We start from the raw sequence: 16,547 nt of genomic DNA on the forward strand, positions 1-16,547 counted from the left end.
AATAAACAGGAGCCGTATACGAGATCCGTACGTACGGTTCTGTGAGAGGGATGAAGCGGGCCTGATCAGCCCGCTTCACCCTACTCGATTTGCTCCAACGGGCACCGCCGCCGGCGGGGGCGAATTACTTTAACGGCGCAGCCTGCGAGCCCCTGCTTCCTGCTGGCCAAATGTGGCATTTCGTAGTTTAATGATTTTTTTCGTTTTTGCGGACCCTGACTCCGGTATGGACAGGACCCGCTGGCTACCCCCTGTATAATGATCGCCTGTGAAAATTGTCCGCTATCATAATTTCCGCCAATTGACCCCGGCCCCCTTGCAGGGCTCCTTCACCCGCTGGGGCGGGGTGAGTAGCGGGCCTCTGGCGGAGCTGAACGTGGGGTCGGCGGTGGGGGATGACCCGGAAAGAGTGGCGGAAAATCTGCGCCGGATTCGCCGGGCCCTGGGTCTGGAGGTGCTGGTAAGCGCCCGCCAGGTCCACGGCGCCCGGGTGGCGGTGGTGGCCGCGGTCCCGGCCGAGGATCTCGAGCTCGATGGTTATGACGCCCTGGTCAGCGCTTGCCCGGGGGTCGGGCTGCTGGTTCGCCAGGCCGATTGCCAGGCGGTTCTGCTCTACGATCCGGTCCGGCGGGTGGCGGCCAACATTCATGCCGGCTGGCGGGGCAGCGCGGCGAACATCATCGCCGCCGCCGTGGGAATCATGACCGGGGAGTTCCAGTGCCGCCCCGCCGATCTCCGGGCCGCCATCAGTCCCTCCTTGGGGCCATGCTGCGCGGAGTTCGTCAACCACCGGCGGGAATTGCCCCCGGAGTTTCAGGCCTACCAGGTCCGGCCGGATTTTTTCGACTTCTGGGCCATCAGCCGCGCCCAACTGCAGGCCGCCGGCCTGGGGGCCGCTCGGATCGAACAGGCCGGCATCTGCACTCGCTGCCATCCCGATTTTTTTTCTTACCGCCGCGATCCGGGTTGCGGCCGCAACTGTTCGGTGATAGCCGTGGGGCGGGAAAGATAAAGTTTGGCGTTCCCGAAATCGCTTATCCCGGCCTGCCGGCGGGGCCGGCGAAGTTCGGCCGGCAGCGTTTTTGCCCCGGATCCAGGCAGGTCGGAAAATTTCAGTGAGACAGGAACCCGTGCCCCCAAGGCCGTTAAAAAAAGACCCTCGTCCGGCGCAGCCGGCCAGCCCCCGCCAGGCGACCCTGGAGATTTTGCTGCTCCAGGACCGGAGCCGGCGTCCCCTGGATCAAGTGCTGGCCGAGTATCCCGCCCGGCGCCTGCCGGCCGATCCGCGGGATCGCCAGTTGACTTTGGCCCTGGTTTACGGAGTCTTGCGCTGGCGGGGCTTTCTCGATGAGGTGGCGGCCCGTCATGCCCGCCATCCTTTGGCTAAAATGAAGCCGCTGACCCTCAACGCCATTCGCCTGGGTCTGGTGCAGCTGCTGTTCTTCGACCGAATTCCCCCCGCCGCCGCCATCGACGAAACCATCAAGGCCCTGAAGGCGGCGCGCCAGCCCGGGTGGTTGACCGGCTTCGTCAATGGGCTGCTCCGGGCGGCGGCGCGCCAACTGGCAGAATTGCAGGGCGAAAAAGCCCGCGGGGCCGAGCGGCTCAGCCATCCCGCCTGGTTGTGGGAGCGCTGGCACCAGCGCTACGGCGAGCAAGGGGCCTTGGCCCGTTGCCGGGCCGACAACCAACCCCCGAACCTGACCCTGCGGGTCAATCGGCGGCGGGCCACCCCCGAGTTGTTGCGGGGGCGCCTGCTCCAGGCCGGGATTGCCGTCAGCTCCGGCCGTTACGCGCCGGCCGCCCTGGTGCTGCCCGCGTATCACGGCCGGATCGAGGAATTGCCCGGTTATGCCGCCGGCCTTTTTGCCGTCCAGGATGAGGCGGCCCAACTGGCCAGCCTGCTCTTATTGGCGGGAGAAGAGGCAGTCTTGGTCGGAGTCAACGGCAGCGAGCCCGGGCAAGAGCCGGACCCGGCCGCGGCTGCTTATCTGGACGCCTGTGCCGGCCTGGGGGGTAAAGCCGGCCACCTGGCCGAAATTCTGCCCGCCGGCAGCCGCCTGGCCGCCCTGGAACCCGAGGCCGGTCGTTTCGGGCTGTTGGCCGCCAACCTGGCCCGTCTCGGCCTAACGGTCCGGCCGGCCACCCCGGGTGAAGCGGCCATAATCCAACCCTCCAGCCCCGCTGAGGGAATCGTCATCTATCCCCGGGCCTTGGCGGAATTTGCCCGCCAGGCGGTTTTAGCTACCGATTTCCGCCCTTACCGGGGTATTCTGGTGGACGCGCCCTGCTCGGGCCTCGGAGTGATTCGCCGCCATCCCGATATCCGCTGGAATCGCCAGGCCGCCGATCTGCCCCGCTACCGGCGGCAACAGATCGAACTGCTGCAGACCGCCGCCGGCCTGCTGGCGCCCGGGGGCGTACTGGTTTATGTGGTGTGCAGCAATGAGCCGGAGGAAAACGAGGAAGTTATCGCCGAGGTGCTGCGGACCCGGCCGGCCCTGACGCTCACTGACGCCCGCCCCTGGTTGCCGGCGGCGGCCCGTGACCTGGTTGATGAGCAGGGCTTTTTTCGCTCCCGCCCGGAGCTGGGCCTGGACGGCTTTTTCGCCGCCCGCTTGATTTCCCGCTGATCATGGCACCGGGAACTTGGGCCGGCATTTAACGAAGGTTCAAATCGGCATAAATTCAAAAAATAACCCCAGGGAGTCGGCAGATCCGCAGAGCAGGGGTAATTTTTTTCTCTGTGGCCCCGGGACTCTCCGGGGTTAAGATAAACAAGTTAATTTAAGCTCAAGCAACTCATCTTATGGAACCGCAATATCTGCGCATTCGGGGCGCCCGGATGCATAACCTGCAGAATATCGATGTCGATCTGCCCCGCAACCGGCTGGTGGTTTTCACCGGCCTGTCCGGCTCCGGCAAATCTTCCCTGGCCTTTGACACTCTGTATGCAGAAGGCCAGCGCCGTTACGTGGAGTCGCTCTCCACCTACGCCCGCCAGTTTCTGGGCCAGATGGACAAGCCCGACGTCGATCTTTTGGAAGGCCTCTCCCCGGCGGTTTCCATCGAGCAGCGGACCACCAGCCGTAATCCCCGTTCCACCGTGGGCACCATTACCGAGATTTACGACCACCTGCGCCTCCTGTTCGCCCGGGTGGGCCGGCCCCATTGCCCGGATTGCGGCGAGGCTATCCAGCCCCAGTCGCTGCAGGACATGGTCAAGGCCCTGCTGGCCTATCCCGAAGGGACCAGGCTGATCCTGCTGGCGCCCCTGATCGACGACAAGAAGGGGGAACACCAGGCGGTCCTGCAGCGCCTGCGGCGGGATGGCTTTGTTCGGGCCCGGATCGACGGCGAAATCGTCGGCCTGGACCAGGAAATCAACCTGGCCAAAACCAAAAAGCATCGCATCGAGGCGGTGGTGGACCGCCTGGTGGTCAAGGAGGAGGCGGCCCGGCGCCTGGCCGACTCGGTGGCCACCGCCCTGCGGCTGGCCGCGGGCCGGCTGCTGGTCCAATTCCCCGATCTGCCGCCGGCCCACCGGGAACAGCTCTTCAGCGAGTTGGCCGCCTGTATCAAATGCGGCCGCAGCCTGCCGGAACTTTCGCCCCAGCTCTTTTCCTTCAACAATCCCAAGGGGGCCTGTCCCGAATGCGGGGGGTTGGGGGTCAAGCAGGTATTCGACCCCGAGCGGGTGGTGGCCGATCCCCAGCTCAGCCTGCGCCAGGGCGCCCTTGCCCCTTGGAGCGGGCGCAGTTCCTCCTCCTATGTCTCCGCCCTGATCGGGGCCCTGGCCGAGCAATACGGTTTTGATCCCGATCTGCCCTTCGCCCGCCTGCCCCAGCGGGCCAGGGAGGTGATTTTTAATGGCAGCCACGGCGAGATCGTCACCTTCAGCTACAGCCGTTTCCGCCGCCGCCGCACTCATCGCCAGCCCTTCGAGGGTTTACTGGCTCAGTTGGCTCGACGCTACCTGGAAACCGACTCGGGAGCAGTACGGGAGGAGTTGGAGCAGTACCTCAACGAACAGCCCTGTCCGGCCTGCCGGGGGGCGCGGCTCCGGCCCGAGGCCCTGGCGGTCAGAATCGGGGCCTGGAGTATCGACCGGCTCTGCGCCCTGAGCATCGAGCAGTTGCTGATCGAATTGCCGGCCCTGGAATTTGCCCCGGGGGCGGCGCCCATCGCCGCCCGGATCATCAAGGAAATCAACGACCGCCTCCTGTTTTTGCACGATGTCGGCCTGGGTTATATCAGCCTGGAGCGCCGGGCCGCCACCCTTTCCGGCGGCGAGGCCCAGCGGATTCGCCTGGCCTCCCAAATCGGAGCCCGTCTGGCCGGGGTGCTCTATATCCTTGACGAACCCAGTATCGGCCTGCACCAGCGCGACAACCGGCGCTTGATCACCACCCTGCTGCGCCTGCGCGATCTCGGCAACACGGTGATCGTGGTCGAACATGATGAAGAGACGATCCGGGCCGCCGATCATGTCCTGGACATGGGCCCCGGAGCCGGGGTTCACGGCGGCCGGGTGGTCTACAACGGGGATCTGGTCGGCCTGCTGGCGGCGCCCGATTCCGCCACCGGCGGTTATCTGGCCGGCCGTCTGGCCATCGCGGTGCCGGCCCGCCGCCGGCCGCCGGGCAAAAAAAGCGCCTGGTTGCGGATCACGGGAGCCCGGGCCAACAACCTGCGCGATATCTCGGTGGCCGTGCCCCTGGGGCTGTTCACCGCCGTCACCGGGGTGTCCGGTTCCGGCAAGAGCACCCTGGTCCTCGAGACCCTGTTCCGGGGGGCGGCCCGCCATCTCTACCAGGCCCGGGAAACCCCGGGTGAGCACCGGTCCCTGACCGGCCTGGAGCAGATCGACAAGGTGATCGATATCGATCAGAGCCCCATCGGCCGCACCCCGCGTTCCAATCCCGCCACCTATACCGGGGTGCTGACCCCGGTGCGCGAGCTTTTCGCCCGCCTGCCCGAAGCCCGGGCCCGGGGCTACAAGCCGGGCCGCTTCAGCTTCAACCTCAAGGGGGGGCGCTGCGAAACCTGCGAGGGGGACGGGGTGATCAAGATCGCCATGCACTTTCTCCCCGACCTCTACGTCACCTGCGAGTCCTGCCAGGGCCGCCGCTACAACGAGGAAACCCTCGATATCCGTTACAAGGGCAAAAGCATCGCCGAGGTTCTGGCCATGACGGTGGAGGAGGGGCGGGAGTTTTTCGCCGCCGTGCCGGCCATCCGCAACAAGCTGGAAACCCTTTTCGAAGTGGGCCTGGGCTATCTGCCCCTGGGCCAGTCCTCGGTGACCCTTTCCGGCGGCGAGGCTCAGCGGATCAAGCTTTCCCGGGAGTTGAGCAAGCGCCAGACCGGCCGGACCCTCTATATTCTCGACGAGCCCACCACCGGGCTCCATCCCGCCGACATCAAACACCTGCTCCATGTCCTGGGCCGCCTGGTGGAGAGCGGCAATACGGTAGTGGTGATCGAGCACAACCTCGATGTGATCAAGACCGCCGATTATGTTATCGATATGGGCCCGGAAGGGGGGGCGGGTGGCGGCATGGTGGTGAGCGCCGGTTCCCCGGAAGAGGTGGCCGCCTGCCCCGAATCCCATACCGGCCGCTATCTGAAACCCTTGTTGAGCTGACGCAAGCTGCTTGGCATCGGCGGCGATATTCGGTATATATAAAGGTTTATGCCATTTGCAACGATGACTTGATTGCCCAAAAAGGAGACCAACCATGAGCGAAGAACAGACGGGAGCGGCGGCGGGCCGGCCCCAGGATCAGCAGCAAAAGCAGCCCCCGGCCCCGGTATTTCGGTTGCAGAAGATGTACGTCAAGGATCTTTCCTTTGAAAACCCCGGGGCCCCGGAGGTTTTCCTGGAGCAGGGAGCGGAGCCCAAGGCGGAAGTCCAGTTGAAGATGGAAAACCGCAAGCTCGAGGGCGCCGACAACTACGAGGTGGTGATGATGATCACCGCCAAGGTGACCAACAACAAGAACGGCAAGACCATGTTCATTGTCGAGTTGGAACACGCCGGGGTATTTCTGCTCCAGAACATTCCGGAACAGCATATTCCGGCGGTGCTGGGGGTGGAATGCCCGGCCCTGCTCTTTCCCTATTCCCGCCAGATCATCAGCCAGACCACGGTGGACGGCGGCTTCATGCCCTTCCTGATGGACCCGGTCAACTTCCTGGCCATGTACGAAAACTCCCGCAAGCAGCAGCAAAAGCAGCAGCAAGCGGCGGAGACCCCCGCCGAACAGTAAAAAATCTGGAATAAAGTTTTCAAATTGACCATCAACAAAAAAGGGCCGTGAACCATATTCACGGCCCTTTTTTATATTATTTTGCGCTTTGGTACAATTCGGCCTTAATTACAAAGGATCATCGCATGTACCGGCGCTACCGAAGGGGCTGGGATCGCCCGGTGGCGGGATATCGCCGCTAAGGTCGTCAGCCAGGATCGGCAGGGTGAAATGAACCATTGCGCTGGCTTCGCTGCCGTCAACTGGGGTACGGGCTGTAAGCTCGACGTCAGCCCATTGGGCGAATTGCTGGAAATATAGCACGTTAAATTCGGCATATCCTTCGCTGTCGGTGGTAATGATATTTGATGAAAGAGTTGCGACATTGCCGGGATCGAGCTTTCCGTTATCGTTAATGTCTTCGCCAGGGTCGAGAAAGCCGTTTCGGTTGACGTCCTCATTTGGGCAGGGACCAGCACTTATATTTTGCATCCAGACACCATCCGTTCCGCTATAATCCCCCTTATAGTATTCGGTGGGCCAGATGCTCAGGGTTAGTTCCACGTTGGCAACCGGGCCGCCGGCAGAGTCGGTAACCATTACTCCATAAGGTAAAGCGTAGCGGGTGGAATCGGGTTTGCTCAGTTCATTGCCCGTACCAAGGGTAATAAAAAGGGAGCGCCGGGCAGTCGTCAGGTAAACAGTTTGTTCGACGGCGGGGGTATCGGCCACTACCGCCCGGATCTCCACCCCGTTAGTCCCGCTGCCGCTGCTGCTGACCCCGGCGGTGTAGGTGGTTTTGGCCCGGCCGTAAACATCGGTGATGGCCGAGGAAGGACTGATGCTGCCGCTGGTGGGATCGCTGAGATTAAAATTTATAGTTTTGTTTTTAACCAGATTATTGTTTGGATCCCGGATCACAGCGATTATTTCACTCTGCTCGGTGTCACTGCCGGCGACATTGGTGCCAATTACAGCCGGATTGGCCTGAAGGGTCATGCTGTCGGCAATGGTGGCCACGAAGAGGATTTCAACTTGGCTGGTCAGGCCGCTGGCAGTGGTGGCGGTGATGGTCGCAAAGCCGGCATTGTTGGCGGATATCCCCACCGTGGCCTCGCCCTGGTCATTAGTGGTTATACTGGTTGGCAACAGGGTTCCCCGGGTACTGGAAAAAGTGACGACCTCTCCGCTTACCGGAATCCCGGCACTTTCCCACCGAACGGTCACGGGGATGCTCTGCTGTAGGGGGATTTCTGTGGCAGTAGTCGGAGTGGTCAGAACAAAGGAGTCGGTGGTTACATTCAGGGGGTAAGCAGCAGAGGTGCCGGCACCGCTGATGGTGATTCTTTCGGTCCCGCCGCCGGCCGGAGCAGTGACCGTGATGGTGGCGATAGCATTGCCGCTGGCATTGGTTGTCAGGTTACCTCCGACCTCGTTGCCGGCGCTTGACTCGGCGCTTAAGGTGACATTGCCCACCCCGATGCCGGCTGAATCCTGCAGGGAGATGCTCAGGTTCACCGTGTTGCCGAGCATGCCCGAACTTGGCCCGGAGACGGATATACTGGTCCCGGCGACCCTTACAATGAGACTCTCACTGACCGTGCCGACACTAGCTCGGACGGTTATGTCGCGATTGCTTTTGTTGCCGGGAGTGGAAAGCAGGGCCTGAGCAGAACCGGTGGCGTCGGTGGTTCCCCGGAGAACCTGCAGGGTACCGTCATTGTCTGCGGCAAAAGTGACCTCCACCCCCTCCATCACCACATTGTCGGCATTGCGAACGAAGGCGGTCAGAGTTACCGAGTCCTGGCCGGAGGAAGGCAGCTGAGGGCTGCTGGTGATAAGGTTAATGCTGCCAATCTGAGTCGAAGTCGGAGGGGCATCGCCACCGCCGCCGCCGGGTGTTGTCGGGTCGGTGGTGTCATCGTCAGGGCTGTCCCCGCAGGCGCTGAGGATCAATAAAAGCAGGAGCAGCAGTACTCCCGGTTTTGCTAGTCTTACCAATTTCATGCTCCTCCTCCGTAGTTCCAGCGGGCTGACTCCCGCTGCTCATTAAACTGCACTGGTCGGCCCGATTTATCCGGCTCAGATAATCCGCGGCTGCAGCAGGATAACCAGCTCTCTTTTGCGAACGGTTTTGGTGTCGTGGCGGAATAACTGACCCACGCCGGGCATGCCGCCCAGAAAAGGCACCCGGTGGCTGAGGGTATCTTCCACGCTGTCGATCAGGCCGCCGATCATCAGAGTGTCGCCGTCGCGAACCTTAACGATGCTTTTCAACTCCCGGATATTGATCTGGGGCAGTTGCACGGTCAGACCCTGGAAGGATCTTTCCTGAATGGGCTCGGTAAGCTGAGAGGTTACCGGGGTCAGGCTGAGGACGATCTCACCGTTTTCGGTAATTGTCGGCAAAACCGCCAAACCCAGCCCGGACATCAGGGTATCGGTGGTGACGCTGGTCGAAACCCCGCCCTCGCTGACCGTGGTCGATACTTCGGAAATGTAGCGGAAGGTTTCCCCCACCGTAATCAGGGCGGGCTGGCCGTTCATTACGCTGATCTTGGGATTGGCCAGGACATTGGTTCGGCCTTGCTGCTCAATGGCGTCCAGCAGCAACTGAAAGGGATTGGGCCCGATGGTGGTCTGGGTGACCCAGCGGGCCGAACTGTCCGGGTAAATAATCCCGGCCGGCCCGAACAGTTCGAAATTGAGATGTTTGCCGCTCAGGACTCCGCGCCAGTCGATGCCGGTTTTGGAATTATCGTCCAGGGCCACCTCGATTATTTTTGCTTCAATGGAAATCTGGCGGAAGAGCTGGCCTTTCAGGTTGTCGATATAGTTTTCGATCTTCTCAACCAGCGGTCGGGGAGCGGTGACGGTTATCAGGCCGATGGGCTTGTCGATGGAGTAGTAACCTTTGCCGGCCTGTACATTGCGACGGGTTACGGATCCGGCTCTGACACCGTTATCGCCAGGGGGCCCGGTCTGAATGGTTTCCTCCCAGATTTCCAGGATCTGATCCAGGTTTTTGCGGATATTGTCCCAGATATCGAAACGGTTGTCGTTGCTGGTCAGTTGGATGTTGCCCACCAAAGCGCTGGAGCCGCTGCTGTCGATTCCGCCGGCCCCCAGGACATCGCCACCGACCCCGGTGTTGTAGGTCGAGATCATGAAAGGCATGGCCACGTGAAAGGTCCGGGTCTCGCGGAATTTGACCACGATGGTGTTGCGCTCCACCTGGTGGAAGTAGTCCACTTGGCGGAGGATGTTGTCGATGGCGTCAAAAAAATCCTCTTCGGCCCGGATATCCACGTCCACCGGGACATACTGGTCAACATCGCTGGACCAACTGATATTCATTTGCTTCAGGGCCGCCAGGCGCCGGAGGATATCGCGCAAGGGCACCGGCCCGGTGGTCGAGGAAATGTCGGCCCCCACCGGCACGCTGACCCGGAGATCGTCTCCCAGGCCCAATTGGCGGCCCACCCCCTGATCCTGCAGCATGTAGGCGGGGCGCTGATAGCGGATCGGCAACTGCCCCGGGCCGCTCGGCGGCGCGGGGGCTTCGAGGATCGGGGACGGGGAAGCGGCGGGAGCTTCGCTGCGTGCCCGTTCATCCGGGCCGGATGATACCGGGGCGCAAGCAGCCAGGCCGAGGCTGAGGGCGGCCAGGATTATGATGCCCGCAAAAAATCTTTTTACTCGCATAATTTATTCTCCTCTCTCTCCGTCGGCGGCGATTCTTGCCTGAATGTAGCGGCGCAGATCCTCGGGCAACTCGTAGCCGGAAAACAGGATGGCGCGATATTCGTTCACGGCCGGGCCGCCGGCGCCGGTTTGATCCAGCAACCGGGCCCGGGTGATCATGGTTTCCAGGTTGTCGCCATAAAGCTGGTTGTGGCGTGCCAGCAAGGCCAGGGCGCCGTGGGGACTGTCATGCTCCTCGGCGAAGGCGGCGTAGCTGATCAGGGCCTCGGGTTGGGGGCGGGGAGAATTGATCGCCCGGTCGAAGTAGGCCTTGGCTTCGCCGCCCCGCTGCATGTTGGCGGCGGCAATGGCCGCGATCAGGGCCGCCTGGTGCCGATCAGGATCATGGCGCAGCGCCTGGCGGGCAAAATGCAGGGCCCGGGGGTTGTTGCCAAACTGGACCAGGTTGAGGTTGGCCAGCCGTTCGGCCAGTTGGCTGTTGTCCGGCCACAGCTCCAGGGCTTTTTCATAGGCCGCCATGGCCTCCGGGTGGGCGCCGCGCTTGTCCAGGGCGGCAGCCTGGCGGATCAGCTCCCGGGCTTCCACCTGTTCGCGGGGAAGTTCCAGCCGCTGGGTGACGGCGATGGCGTCAACTTGCTCGAGAACCCCGTCGGCCCGGACCCGAATCCGGTCGCTGGCCCTCTCCGGCCAGACAAAGGTTTTGGCCCGGGGAGAGATGACGATGGTGTTGTAGCGCTCTTCCTTCTGCAGGTTTTTCAGGTTCAGGACGATGTCGAGGGCGAAATCCCAGGGCACTTCATTCAGGGTGAGAGTCAGGTTGCCCGAGACGGCTTCGTCCACCACGATGTTGCGTTGGCTTATTTCACCGAAGAAGCGAAAGACGTTGTGGAGGTCGGTCTTGAAAAATTCCACGCTGATTTTCTGGTGATCGTAATCATCAAAGATCCGCGCCACGGCTGATTCAGCCCGGGAAGCTGCCCGGGCTGGACTCGCCGATGCGGCCGCTCGCTTGCTGGCAACAGCGGGTTTGGCGGGCGTCGCCGCCGGGGCAGGGCGACTCAGGGCCGGCTTTTCCTGGGGCAGCAACTGGGGCGTAACCGCCTCGATAACCCCTTGGGGCGGGCGGTATTTTTTCAGGTCGGCAATGATGGCGGCGGTGGCATCGCCGCTGTCCTGCCCCCCGGCGGGCGACTGTTTGCTCCGGTCAGCGACCGGGGTGGCGGTAGCCGAGGGGGCCTTGGCCGGGGGGAAAATGGTAACCACGATATCATTGCCGTTTTGTTCGGCATGATAAGCCAGGTTGGCGGCCAAAATCGCCTCTACTCGGAAAATCAACGGTTTTTGCCGGGCCAGCATCCGGGTTTCAACGGCCCTGACCAGTCCCCGGGACAGGCGGGAAGGCATAGCGGCGCCCCGTCCAAGCTCGGCCTCGGCGATATCTATGACCACCCGGGGGGGATCGAAAAGCATGTAGGTGGTGAAGGTGGGGGGACTGTCGCCGCCGATCCGCAGGAGCATTTTATCCTGCTCCTGTTCAAGGCTGATGGCTTTGATGGTATAGCCGGCGGGATCGGCGGCGGCGATACCCGTTCCACCGGGCAGACCGCCGATCAGCAGGGCGAAAATTGACGCCATGAGATACCGGGGGAATCTCTTCATTACCGTTGCTCTCCCTCTAAATTTAGCACCATCTCGATGGTGCGGTATTCCCGTTCTCCTGTCAGGGTTACGGCCGGCTGGCGGATGATGACCCGGCCGGAGGTGATGCGTTCCACCCGGCCATCGCGGCCGATGGGGGTGCCGGGCCGGATAATATGACCCCGGCCGGTGGAATCTTCGACCATGGCAAAGGCTTCTCCTCCCCGGACGGCAATGGCGGTCAGGCTCAACTGACCCGGTTCGAAGCGGCGCAGGCCGGCCAACTCTTCCGTGTCTTCCGGGGGAGGAGGAGTGGTGGCCATAAAGGGCAGGAAGGGATCGGGCCGGCCGGTTGAGCGGTAAAAAAAGCCGGTGGTCAGATCCGGGCGCAGTTCATCGAGCAGCATCGGCAACTGGATGTTCACCAGGGGGTGGACCGGATCGGCCACTTCTGCCTCGGCCGCGGCTTCAGGGAGGGCGAGGGCTGCGCTCTCCCCGGAGGTTGCCGTCCCAGTCTCATCGGGAGCGGACTGGGCCGCAACCAGGGCCGGCAGGGCCAGGAGCAAAAGGCCGAAGATGGTAATTATTCTGATTGCAGTAGCCATTTTACCCTATCGCCTTCTCGGGGCCGAGCGGCGGGCCGGGGCCGGCGGAGGCTCGGGTGCAGGTTCGATGAAACGGTAGGTCATCAGGGTGAAAGTGGTGTTGAGATACATGACGTTGCCCGACCGTGACGGCGACCCCATGTTGATGTTGTTGACCGTGACGATCCGCGGCAGTTTGCTGATCCGGTCCAGGAACACCCCGACATTATGGTAGGGGCCGTGAACCGCGATATCCACCGGAATTTCAGCGTAGAATTCCTGCCGAACCTCATTGCGCGGCCGGAACAGCAGAAAATCCAGCCCGGAGGCGGTGCCGAGAATGGAGATGTTGGTCAGCAGGGTGGGGATCTCTCTTTCTTCCGGCAGCAGTTGGGCAACCACCCGCAGCCTTTCCTCCACCGCCGCCATTTCCGCCCGGTGCTGATCAAGCTCCCGGGCTACCGCCGCCAGGCGGGCTATTTCGGTCTTCAGGCCGGCGATCCGGTTTTCCAGACTATCAATTTCTTCCGCCTTGGGCATAAAGACCAGCAGGACAAAGGCGACGATTGGAACCGCCCAGACTCCGAGGCAAATCAGCAGTTTATGCTTTAGGGTCAGCTTGTCGGCCTTGACCAGCAGGGTGTCCAGCCTGGTCAGAAGTTGCTTGAAATTCGGCTTCATTCGGCAGCCTCCTTCGGCGCCTCATCCCCCTCCGGCCTTGCCGGCGGGGGGGTGACGGGAACCGCCATGGAGAACGCTTTGAGCTTCTGGTCTCCCACCTGGGTCTGGCTGGAACTGGCCAGATTGGCGCTGCCGAAATAGGATGAGCGCTCCAAGGCCTGCATGTATTGGGCGATGGTGGGGTTATCCAGCCCGATGCCGGCAATGGTCACGCTGTTGCCGGTGATGCGCAGCGAGTTGAGCCACATGCGCTCGCTCGGGGTGCGATTGCTGATCTCGTCCAGCAGACGCACGGGGAGTTGGGAGCTGGCCCGGAGACTGTTGATGGCGGTGATCCTGGCCTCCAGCTCTTCCCTCTTTCTTTTAAGGGCTTCGATTTCCCGCTGGATGGCGATATAGGAGGCTCGCTGCTGTTGGAGTTCCTGGACTTCCGCCTCCAGCCGGGAAGTTTTGAGTTCCAGAAACAGGGTTGCTCCCCCGAGAATTACCAGCACCCCCACGATCGAAGCCAGAAAGGTGAAGGCTTGGCGGCGCCGGCGGAGCTTTTTTCTGATTTCCTTGATGGGCAACAGGTTTATATGAATCATGCGCGCGCCTTAGAAGTCGATTGTCCGGGTGGCCAGGCCGACGGCCTGGGCCATTTCCGGGGCCATGGCCCGCAGGTAGGCGGGATCGATTCTGTTGCCGTCCACCTTGGTTTGGGCGAAGGGGTCGAGAACGCTGCACGGCAGGGAGCAATCCCGGGTTAAGAATTCCGCCAGGCCGGCTATTTTAGCGCCGCCGCCACTGATAACGATGCGACTGACCGGATGTTCTTCGTGGCCGGTCTGATAAAAGTCCAGGGCCCGCTGAATTTCCTTGCTCCACTGCTGGGAGGCCCGAAGCATGATTTCCGCTACCCGGGCTTTGGTGTCGGGCGGTGGGGCGATTTGGCCCAGCTTGATCTCTTCGGCTTCTTCAAAAGAGAGGTCCAGGGTCTGCTGGATTTGTTCGGTCAACTGGCGGCCCCCCAAAGGCACATCCCGCACCAGGGCCGAGGTTCCGTCGCTGAGGATGTTGATATTCATTTTGGCGGCCCCGATATCCACCAGGGCCACGTTTTCGTGCCGGTCGGGGCCGAGTTCAAAGGCGTTTTCCAGGGCGAAGGCGTCCACATCCACCACCACTGTCTGCAGGCCGAGTCCGTCCAGCATGTTGAGATAGCCGTCCACCAGTTCCTTGCGGGCCGCGGCCAGCATGACGTCGCTGCGATCCTCGTCGCCGACGTTGGTGTGGAGATCCTGGCAGTCCAGATAGACATCCTCGATATCGAAGGGGATGTATTGCTCCGCTTCCTGATGGACGTGTTTGGCCAGTTCATCGGGACTCATGAGCCGGAGATTGATTTTTTTGACGATCACCGAGTAGCCGGAAACGGAAATGGCGACCTTCTTGTGCCGGCAGCGCAGGTTGGCCAGGAGTTTTTCGATGACGGCGGCTACCGCTGCGGCGTTGACCAGGGTCCCATCCTCGATGGAATCCAGAGGAATCATGGCGCTGCCCAGGGATTCCAGCTGGTAGCCGTCCTCGAGCCGGCGCAACTCGCAGACCTTGACGGCATGGGAACCGATGTCCAACCCGAGGGCCAGGTTATTGCCCCGGGGGGCAAAGGAAGATTTGAGACGACCGAGCAGACTGCCGAGGGCAGGTCGTTCGAGCTTTGATTTCGATAATGCGATGGCCATCGGTTGTTTTGCTCCAGCCCCGATTCAAAGACGGGCGGAAAGCAGGCGCCGCCAACTTCCGTCCGTCGGAATTGCCGCCAGTCTGGCGGATTTGTTGGTATTAAGGACACAAAAAATCAACGATGTCAAGGACAAAGCCGGAGCCTCGGCAATAACCCTTTGTTGGGATGGGCTCCGCCGTCTTCCCGGGGGCGTTGATTAGCAAAAGCATTGGCCGGGTTCCGGCCAGGCTTGTTAAGATTCCGGCGTATTATCGCTTCAGCGCAGCTTACCATTCCGCCACCAGGGCGAAAAAGCCTCCTCTTTTGGCAAAACCCGGCTTCTGGGTGCTGATTTCAATATTTTCCGGGTTCAGCGTAAAAGCGCCGAGGCAGAGATTGACCGTCAGGCCGGCCAGCTTATCCCGGGCGTGTTCCTCATCATCATAAATCATATAGGCCAGGGCAGGGGGCATGGCGATGTGGTAGGCGCTGGCGGCCCGATCGTCGGCGGTGCTGAAGGAAAGTGGGAATTGACCGGCCGCCAGGTTGGCGGGAGTCAGTCCAACCAGGGTGAAGAGGAGAAAAAGTGACAGGGTGAGAGTTGGCTTTTTGCAGTCCATACGACACCTCCGCATCTTGACAAAATGATGCCGTACGGTCTTGTCACCGTTGGTGAACCTGCGCCGTTCGGCAACCCCGCTGTCATACCTTTTTGTCGTAAAAAAGGTGAAGACCGGTGGCTTTGCGTCCCACGCTTTCGCAGTGGTTTGCCCTTTCGCTGCTCACAAAACAACAAATTCCTTACGGACTGAATTCCGCCATTCCCATGGGGAAAGTCCAGGTGGCGCTCCTTCTCGCAAGGGGTGTGCTTAATTCCCGGTTGCCCGGACCGCCGGAGCCGGAACCAAGCCCTCCACCGGGCCCGCGGCCGCATGGAGGCCGGCCGGCGTTGCTCTTTAAGGGTTGACCGGCCTGGCCCACTTTAAGCAGGACCAAGGGGGCATGGGTCCGGCGTGCTTTGCTCGAGCTATCTAACACGCACATCCCGTGCCAACTTTTGCCCTTGCGCTTTTTTTATTTGATTATCACCTACTATCAGCCATAAAGGCCCAGATTGCGCCGGTGGGGGGCGAGCGCGCCGGTCCTTGTTGACAAAAAACGGCACCTGTTTGGCCCTTTTTTGTCGCCCAGTCGCCTGCCCATGAGTACGATTGCCGGGATGGGGCCAAAAAGCAGGCGGCGCTTGGACGGCTGCTTGTCTTTTTCCCGGCTTTGCGTTATAGCTTTTATGATTTAGCTATGGGGCGGTATTGCCGGGCACTTGAGCGAGGGGGTAATAAGATTGGCTGCTGAAACTAAGGATCCCGGCCGGAAATCAGTTTTCCGTGAATATGCCGAGGCAATTATTATCGCCCTGATCCTGGCGTTGTTTATCCGCACCTTCGTGGTTCAGGCGTTCAAAATTCCTTCCGGCTCCATGGAACCCACCCTCCTGGTCGGCGATCACCTCCTGGTCAGCAAGTTCATCTACGGGATCCGCAACCCCTTGAGCGGCGAGGTCTGGGTCAGCCTGGGCGAGCCCGAGCGCTATGACGTCGTGGTTTTCAAATATCCCCAGAACCCCTCCCAGGATTATATCAAGCGGGTGATCGGCTTGCCCGGGGAAACGGTGGAAATCCGTGACAAAACGGTCTATATTGATGGTCAGGTCATGGAAGATCCCCAGGCGGTATTTCTCGACGACGAAATATATCCCGCCTCCCGTCAGCCCCGGGATAATTTCGGTCCGGTGACGGTGGGACCGGATCAACTCTTCGTGCTGGGGGACAACCGGGACAACAGCCACGACGGCCGCTTCTGGGGCATGGTGGAAACCCGGGCCCTCAAGGGTAAGGCCTTCGTGCTTTACTGGTCCTGGGACAGCGAAAATACTTCCCTGCGCTGGTCGCGCCTGGGACAGAGGATCAACTGAGAGCCGGGCAG

The 16,547-nt window shown here is 61.5% G+C and carries 13 protein-coding genes and 1 riboswitch; of the genes, 5 read left to right on the forward strand and 8 right to left on the reverse strand.

Annotated features, from left to right (window positions below; all coding sequences use genetic code 11):
• The first annotated feature begins 268 nt into the window (after positions 1-268).
• From ACHHTY_RS07340 to secB, 4 genes are all read left to right on the forward strand, one after another.
• Entirely contained in the window at positions 269-1,012 is a 744-nt protein-coding gene (locus tag ACHHTY_RS07340; protein WP_395493454.1) for a purine nucleoside phosphorylase YfiH/LACC1 family protein, read from the forward strand.
• Between the two features lie 103 nt (positions 1,013-1,115).
• The gene (locus ACHHTY_RS07345) at positions 1,116-2,633 is read left to right on the forward strand and encodes an RsmB/NOP family class I SAM-dependent RNA methyltransferase (protein WP_395493455.1); all 1,518 of its coding nucleotides are present in this window, start codon (positions 1,116-1,118) and stop codon (positions 2,631-2,633) included.
• 176 nt (positions 2,634-2,809) lie between these two features.
• Positions 2,810-5,647, forward strand: a complete 2,838-nt coding sequence (uvrA, locus tag ACHHTY_RS07350) for an excinuclease ABC subunit UvrA (RefSeq protein WP_395493456.1) — start codon at positions 2,810-2,812, stop codon at positions 5,645-5,647.
• A gap of 94 nt (positions 5,648-5,741) precedes the next feature.
• Entirely contained in the window at positions 5,742-6,272 is a 531-nt protein-coding gene (secB, locus tag ACHHTY_RS07355) for a protein-export chaperone SecB (RefSeq protein WP_395493457.1), read from the forward strand.
• 108 nt (positions 6,273-6,380) lie between these two features.
• Here secB and ACHHTY_RS07360 read toward each other — a convergent pair whose 3' ends face one another.
• The 8 genes from ACHHTY_RS07360 to ACHHTY_RS07395 all read right to left on the reverse strand — a co-directional run bounded on the left by ACHHTY_RS07360 (position 6,381) and on the right by ACHHTY_RS07395 (position 15,184).
• Positions 6,381-8,258 carry an Ig-like domain-containing protein gene (locus tag ACHHTY_RS07360; protein ID WP_395493458.1) on the reverse strand — a complete coding sequence of 626 codons (1,878 nt, stop codon included), beginning with the start codon at positions 8,256-8,258 and terminating at the stop codon, positions 6,381-6,383.
• 75 nt (positions 8,259-8,333) lie between these two features.
• Complete coding sequence (locus ACHHTY_RS07365; protein ID WP_395493459.1) at positions 8,334-9,956, reverse strand: type II and III secretion system protein; 1,623 nt, start codon at positions 9,954-9,956, stop codon at positions 8,334-8,336.
• A gap of 3 nt (positions 9,957-9,959) precedes the next feature.
• Positions 9,960-11,615, reverse strand: coding sequence for an energy transducer TonB (locus ACHHTY_RS07370; protein WP_395493460.1), 1,656 nt, complete (start codon positions 11,613-11,615; stop codon positions 9,960-9,962).
• Positions 11,615-12,199, reverse strand: a complete 585-nt coding sequence (locus tag ACHHTY_RS07375; protein ID WP_395493461.1) for a hypothetical protein — start codon at positions 12,197-12,199, stop codon at positions 11,615-11,617. Before ACHHTY_RS07375 ends, ACHHTY_RS07370 begins: the two co-directional genes overlap by 1 nt.
• A 6-nt stretch (positions 12,200-12,205) precedes the next feature.
• The gene (locus tag ACHHTY_RS07380; protein ID WP_395493462.1) at positions 12,206-12,859 is read right to left on the reverse strand and encodes a type IV pilus inner membrane component PilO; all 654 of its coding nucleotides are present in this window, start codon (positions 12,857-12,859) and stop codon (positions 12,206-12,208) included.
• Positions 12,856-13,446: a PilN domain-containing protein gene (locus ACHHTY_RS07385; protein ID WP_395493463.1), complete on the reverse strand. Its 591-nt coding sequence runs from the start codon at positions 13,444-13,446 to the stop codon at positions 12,856-12,858. Before ACHHTY_RS07385 ends, ACHHTY_RS07380 begins: the two co-directional genes overlap by 4 nt.
• Before the next feature lie 9 nt (positions 13,447-13,455).
• Positions 13,456-14,583: a type IV pilus assembly protein PilM gene (gene pilM, locus ACHHTY_RS07390; RefSeq protein WP_395493464.1), complete on the reverse strand. Its 1,128-nt coding sequence runs from the start codon at positions 14,581-14,583 to the stop codon at positions 13,456-13,458.
• A 268-nt stretch (positions 14,584-14,851) separates the two neighbouring features.
• Positions 14,852-15,184, reverse strand: coding sequence for a hypothetical protein (locus ACHHTY_RS07395; RefSeq protein ID WP_395493465.1), 333 nt, complete (start codon positions 15,182-15,184; stop codon positions 14,852-14,854).
• Between the two features lie 66 nt (positions 15,185-15,250).
• Positions 15,251-15,346: riboswitch (cyclic di-GMP riboswitch) on the reverse strand.
• 560 nt (positions 15,347-15,906) lie between these two features.
• On the opposite strand from ACHHTY_RS07395, the gene lepB reads away from it, so the two are divergent.
• Positions 15,907-16,536, forward strand: a complete 630-nt coding sequence (gene lepB / locus ACHHTY_RS07400; RefSeq protein ID WP_395493466.1) for a signal peptidase I — start codon at positions 15,907-15,909, stop codon at positions 16,534-16,536.
• Positions 16,537-16,547: the final 11 nt, after the last annotated feature.

Origin of the sequence: Desulfurivibrio nitratireducens (assembly GCF_044068515.1) — a bacterium.
GTDB lineage: Bacteria > Desulfobacterota > Desulfobulbia > Desulfobulbales > Desulfurivibrionaceae > Desulfurivibrio.

Coding starts and splice junctions, on each gene's coding strand:
- uvrA (WP_395493456.1), top strand. CDS start 2,810: ATGGAACCGCAATATCTGCGCATTCGGGGCGCCCGGATGCATAACCTG.
- secB (WP_395493457.1), top strand. CDS start 5,742: ATGAGCGAAGAACAGACGGGAGCGGCGGCGGGCCGGCCCCAGGATCAG.
- ACHHTY_RS07360 (WP_395493458.1), bottom strand. CDS start 8,258: ATGAAATTGGTAAGACTAGCAAAACCGGGAGTACTGCTGCTCCTGCTT.
- ACHHTY_RS07365 (WP_395493459.1), bottom strand. CDS start 9,956: ATGCGAGTAAAAAGATTTTTTGCGGGCATCATAATCCTGGCCGCCCTC.
- ACHHTY_RS07370 (WP_395493460.1), bottom strand. CDS start 11,615: ATGAAGAGATTCCCCCGGTATCTCATGGCGTCAATTTTCGCCCTGCTG.
- ACHHTY_RS07375 (WP_395493461.1), bottom strand. CDS start 12,199: ATGGCTACTGCAATCAGAATAATTACCATCTTCGGCCTTTTGCTCCTG.
- ACHHTY_RS07380 (WP_395493462.1), bottom strand. CDS start 12,859: ATGAAGCCGAATTTCAAGCAACTTCTGACCAGGCTGGACACCCTGCTG.
- ACHHTY_RS07385 (WP_395493463.1), bottom strand. CDS start 13,446: ATGATTCATATAAACCTGTTGCCCATCAAGGAAATCAGAAAAAAGCTC.
- pilM (WP_395493464.1), bottom strand. CDS start 14,583: ATGGCCATCGCATTATCGAAATCAAAGCTCGAACGACCTGCCCTCGGC.
- ACHHTY_RS07395 (WP_395493465.1), bottom strand. CDS start 15,184: ATGGACTGCAAAAAGCCAACTCTCACCCTGTCACTTTTTCTCCTCTTC.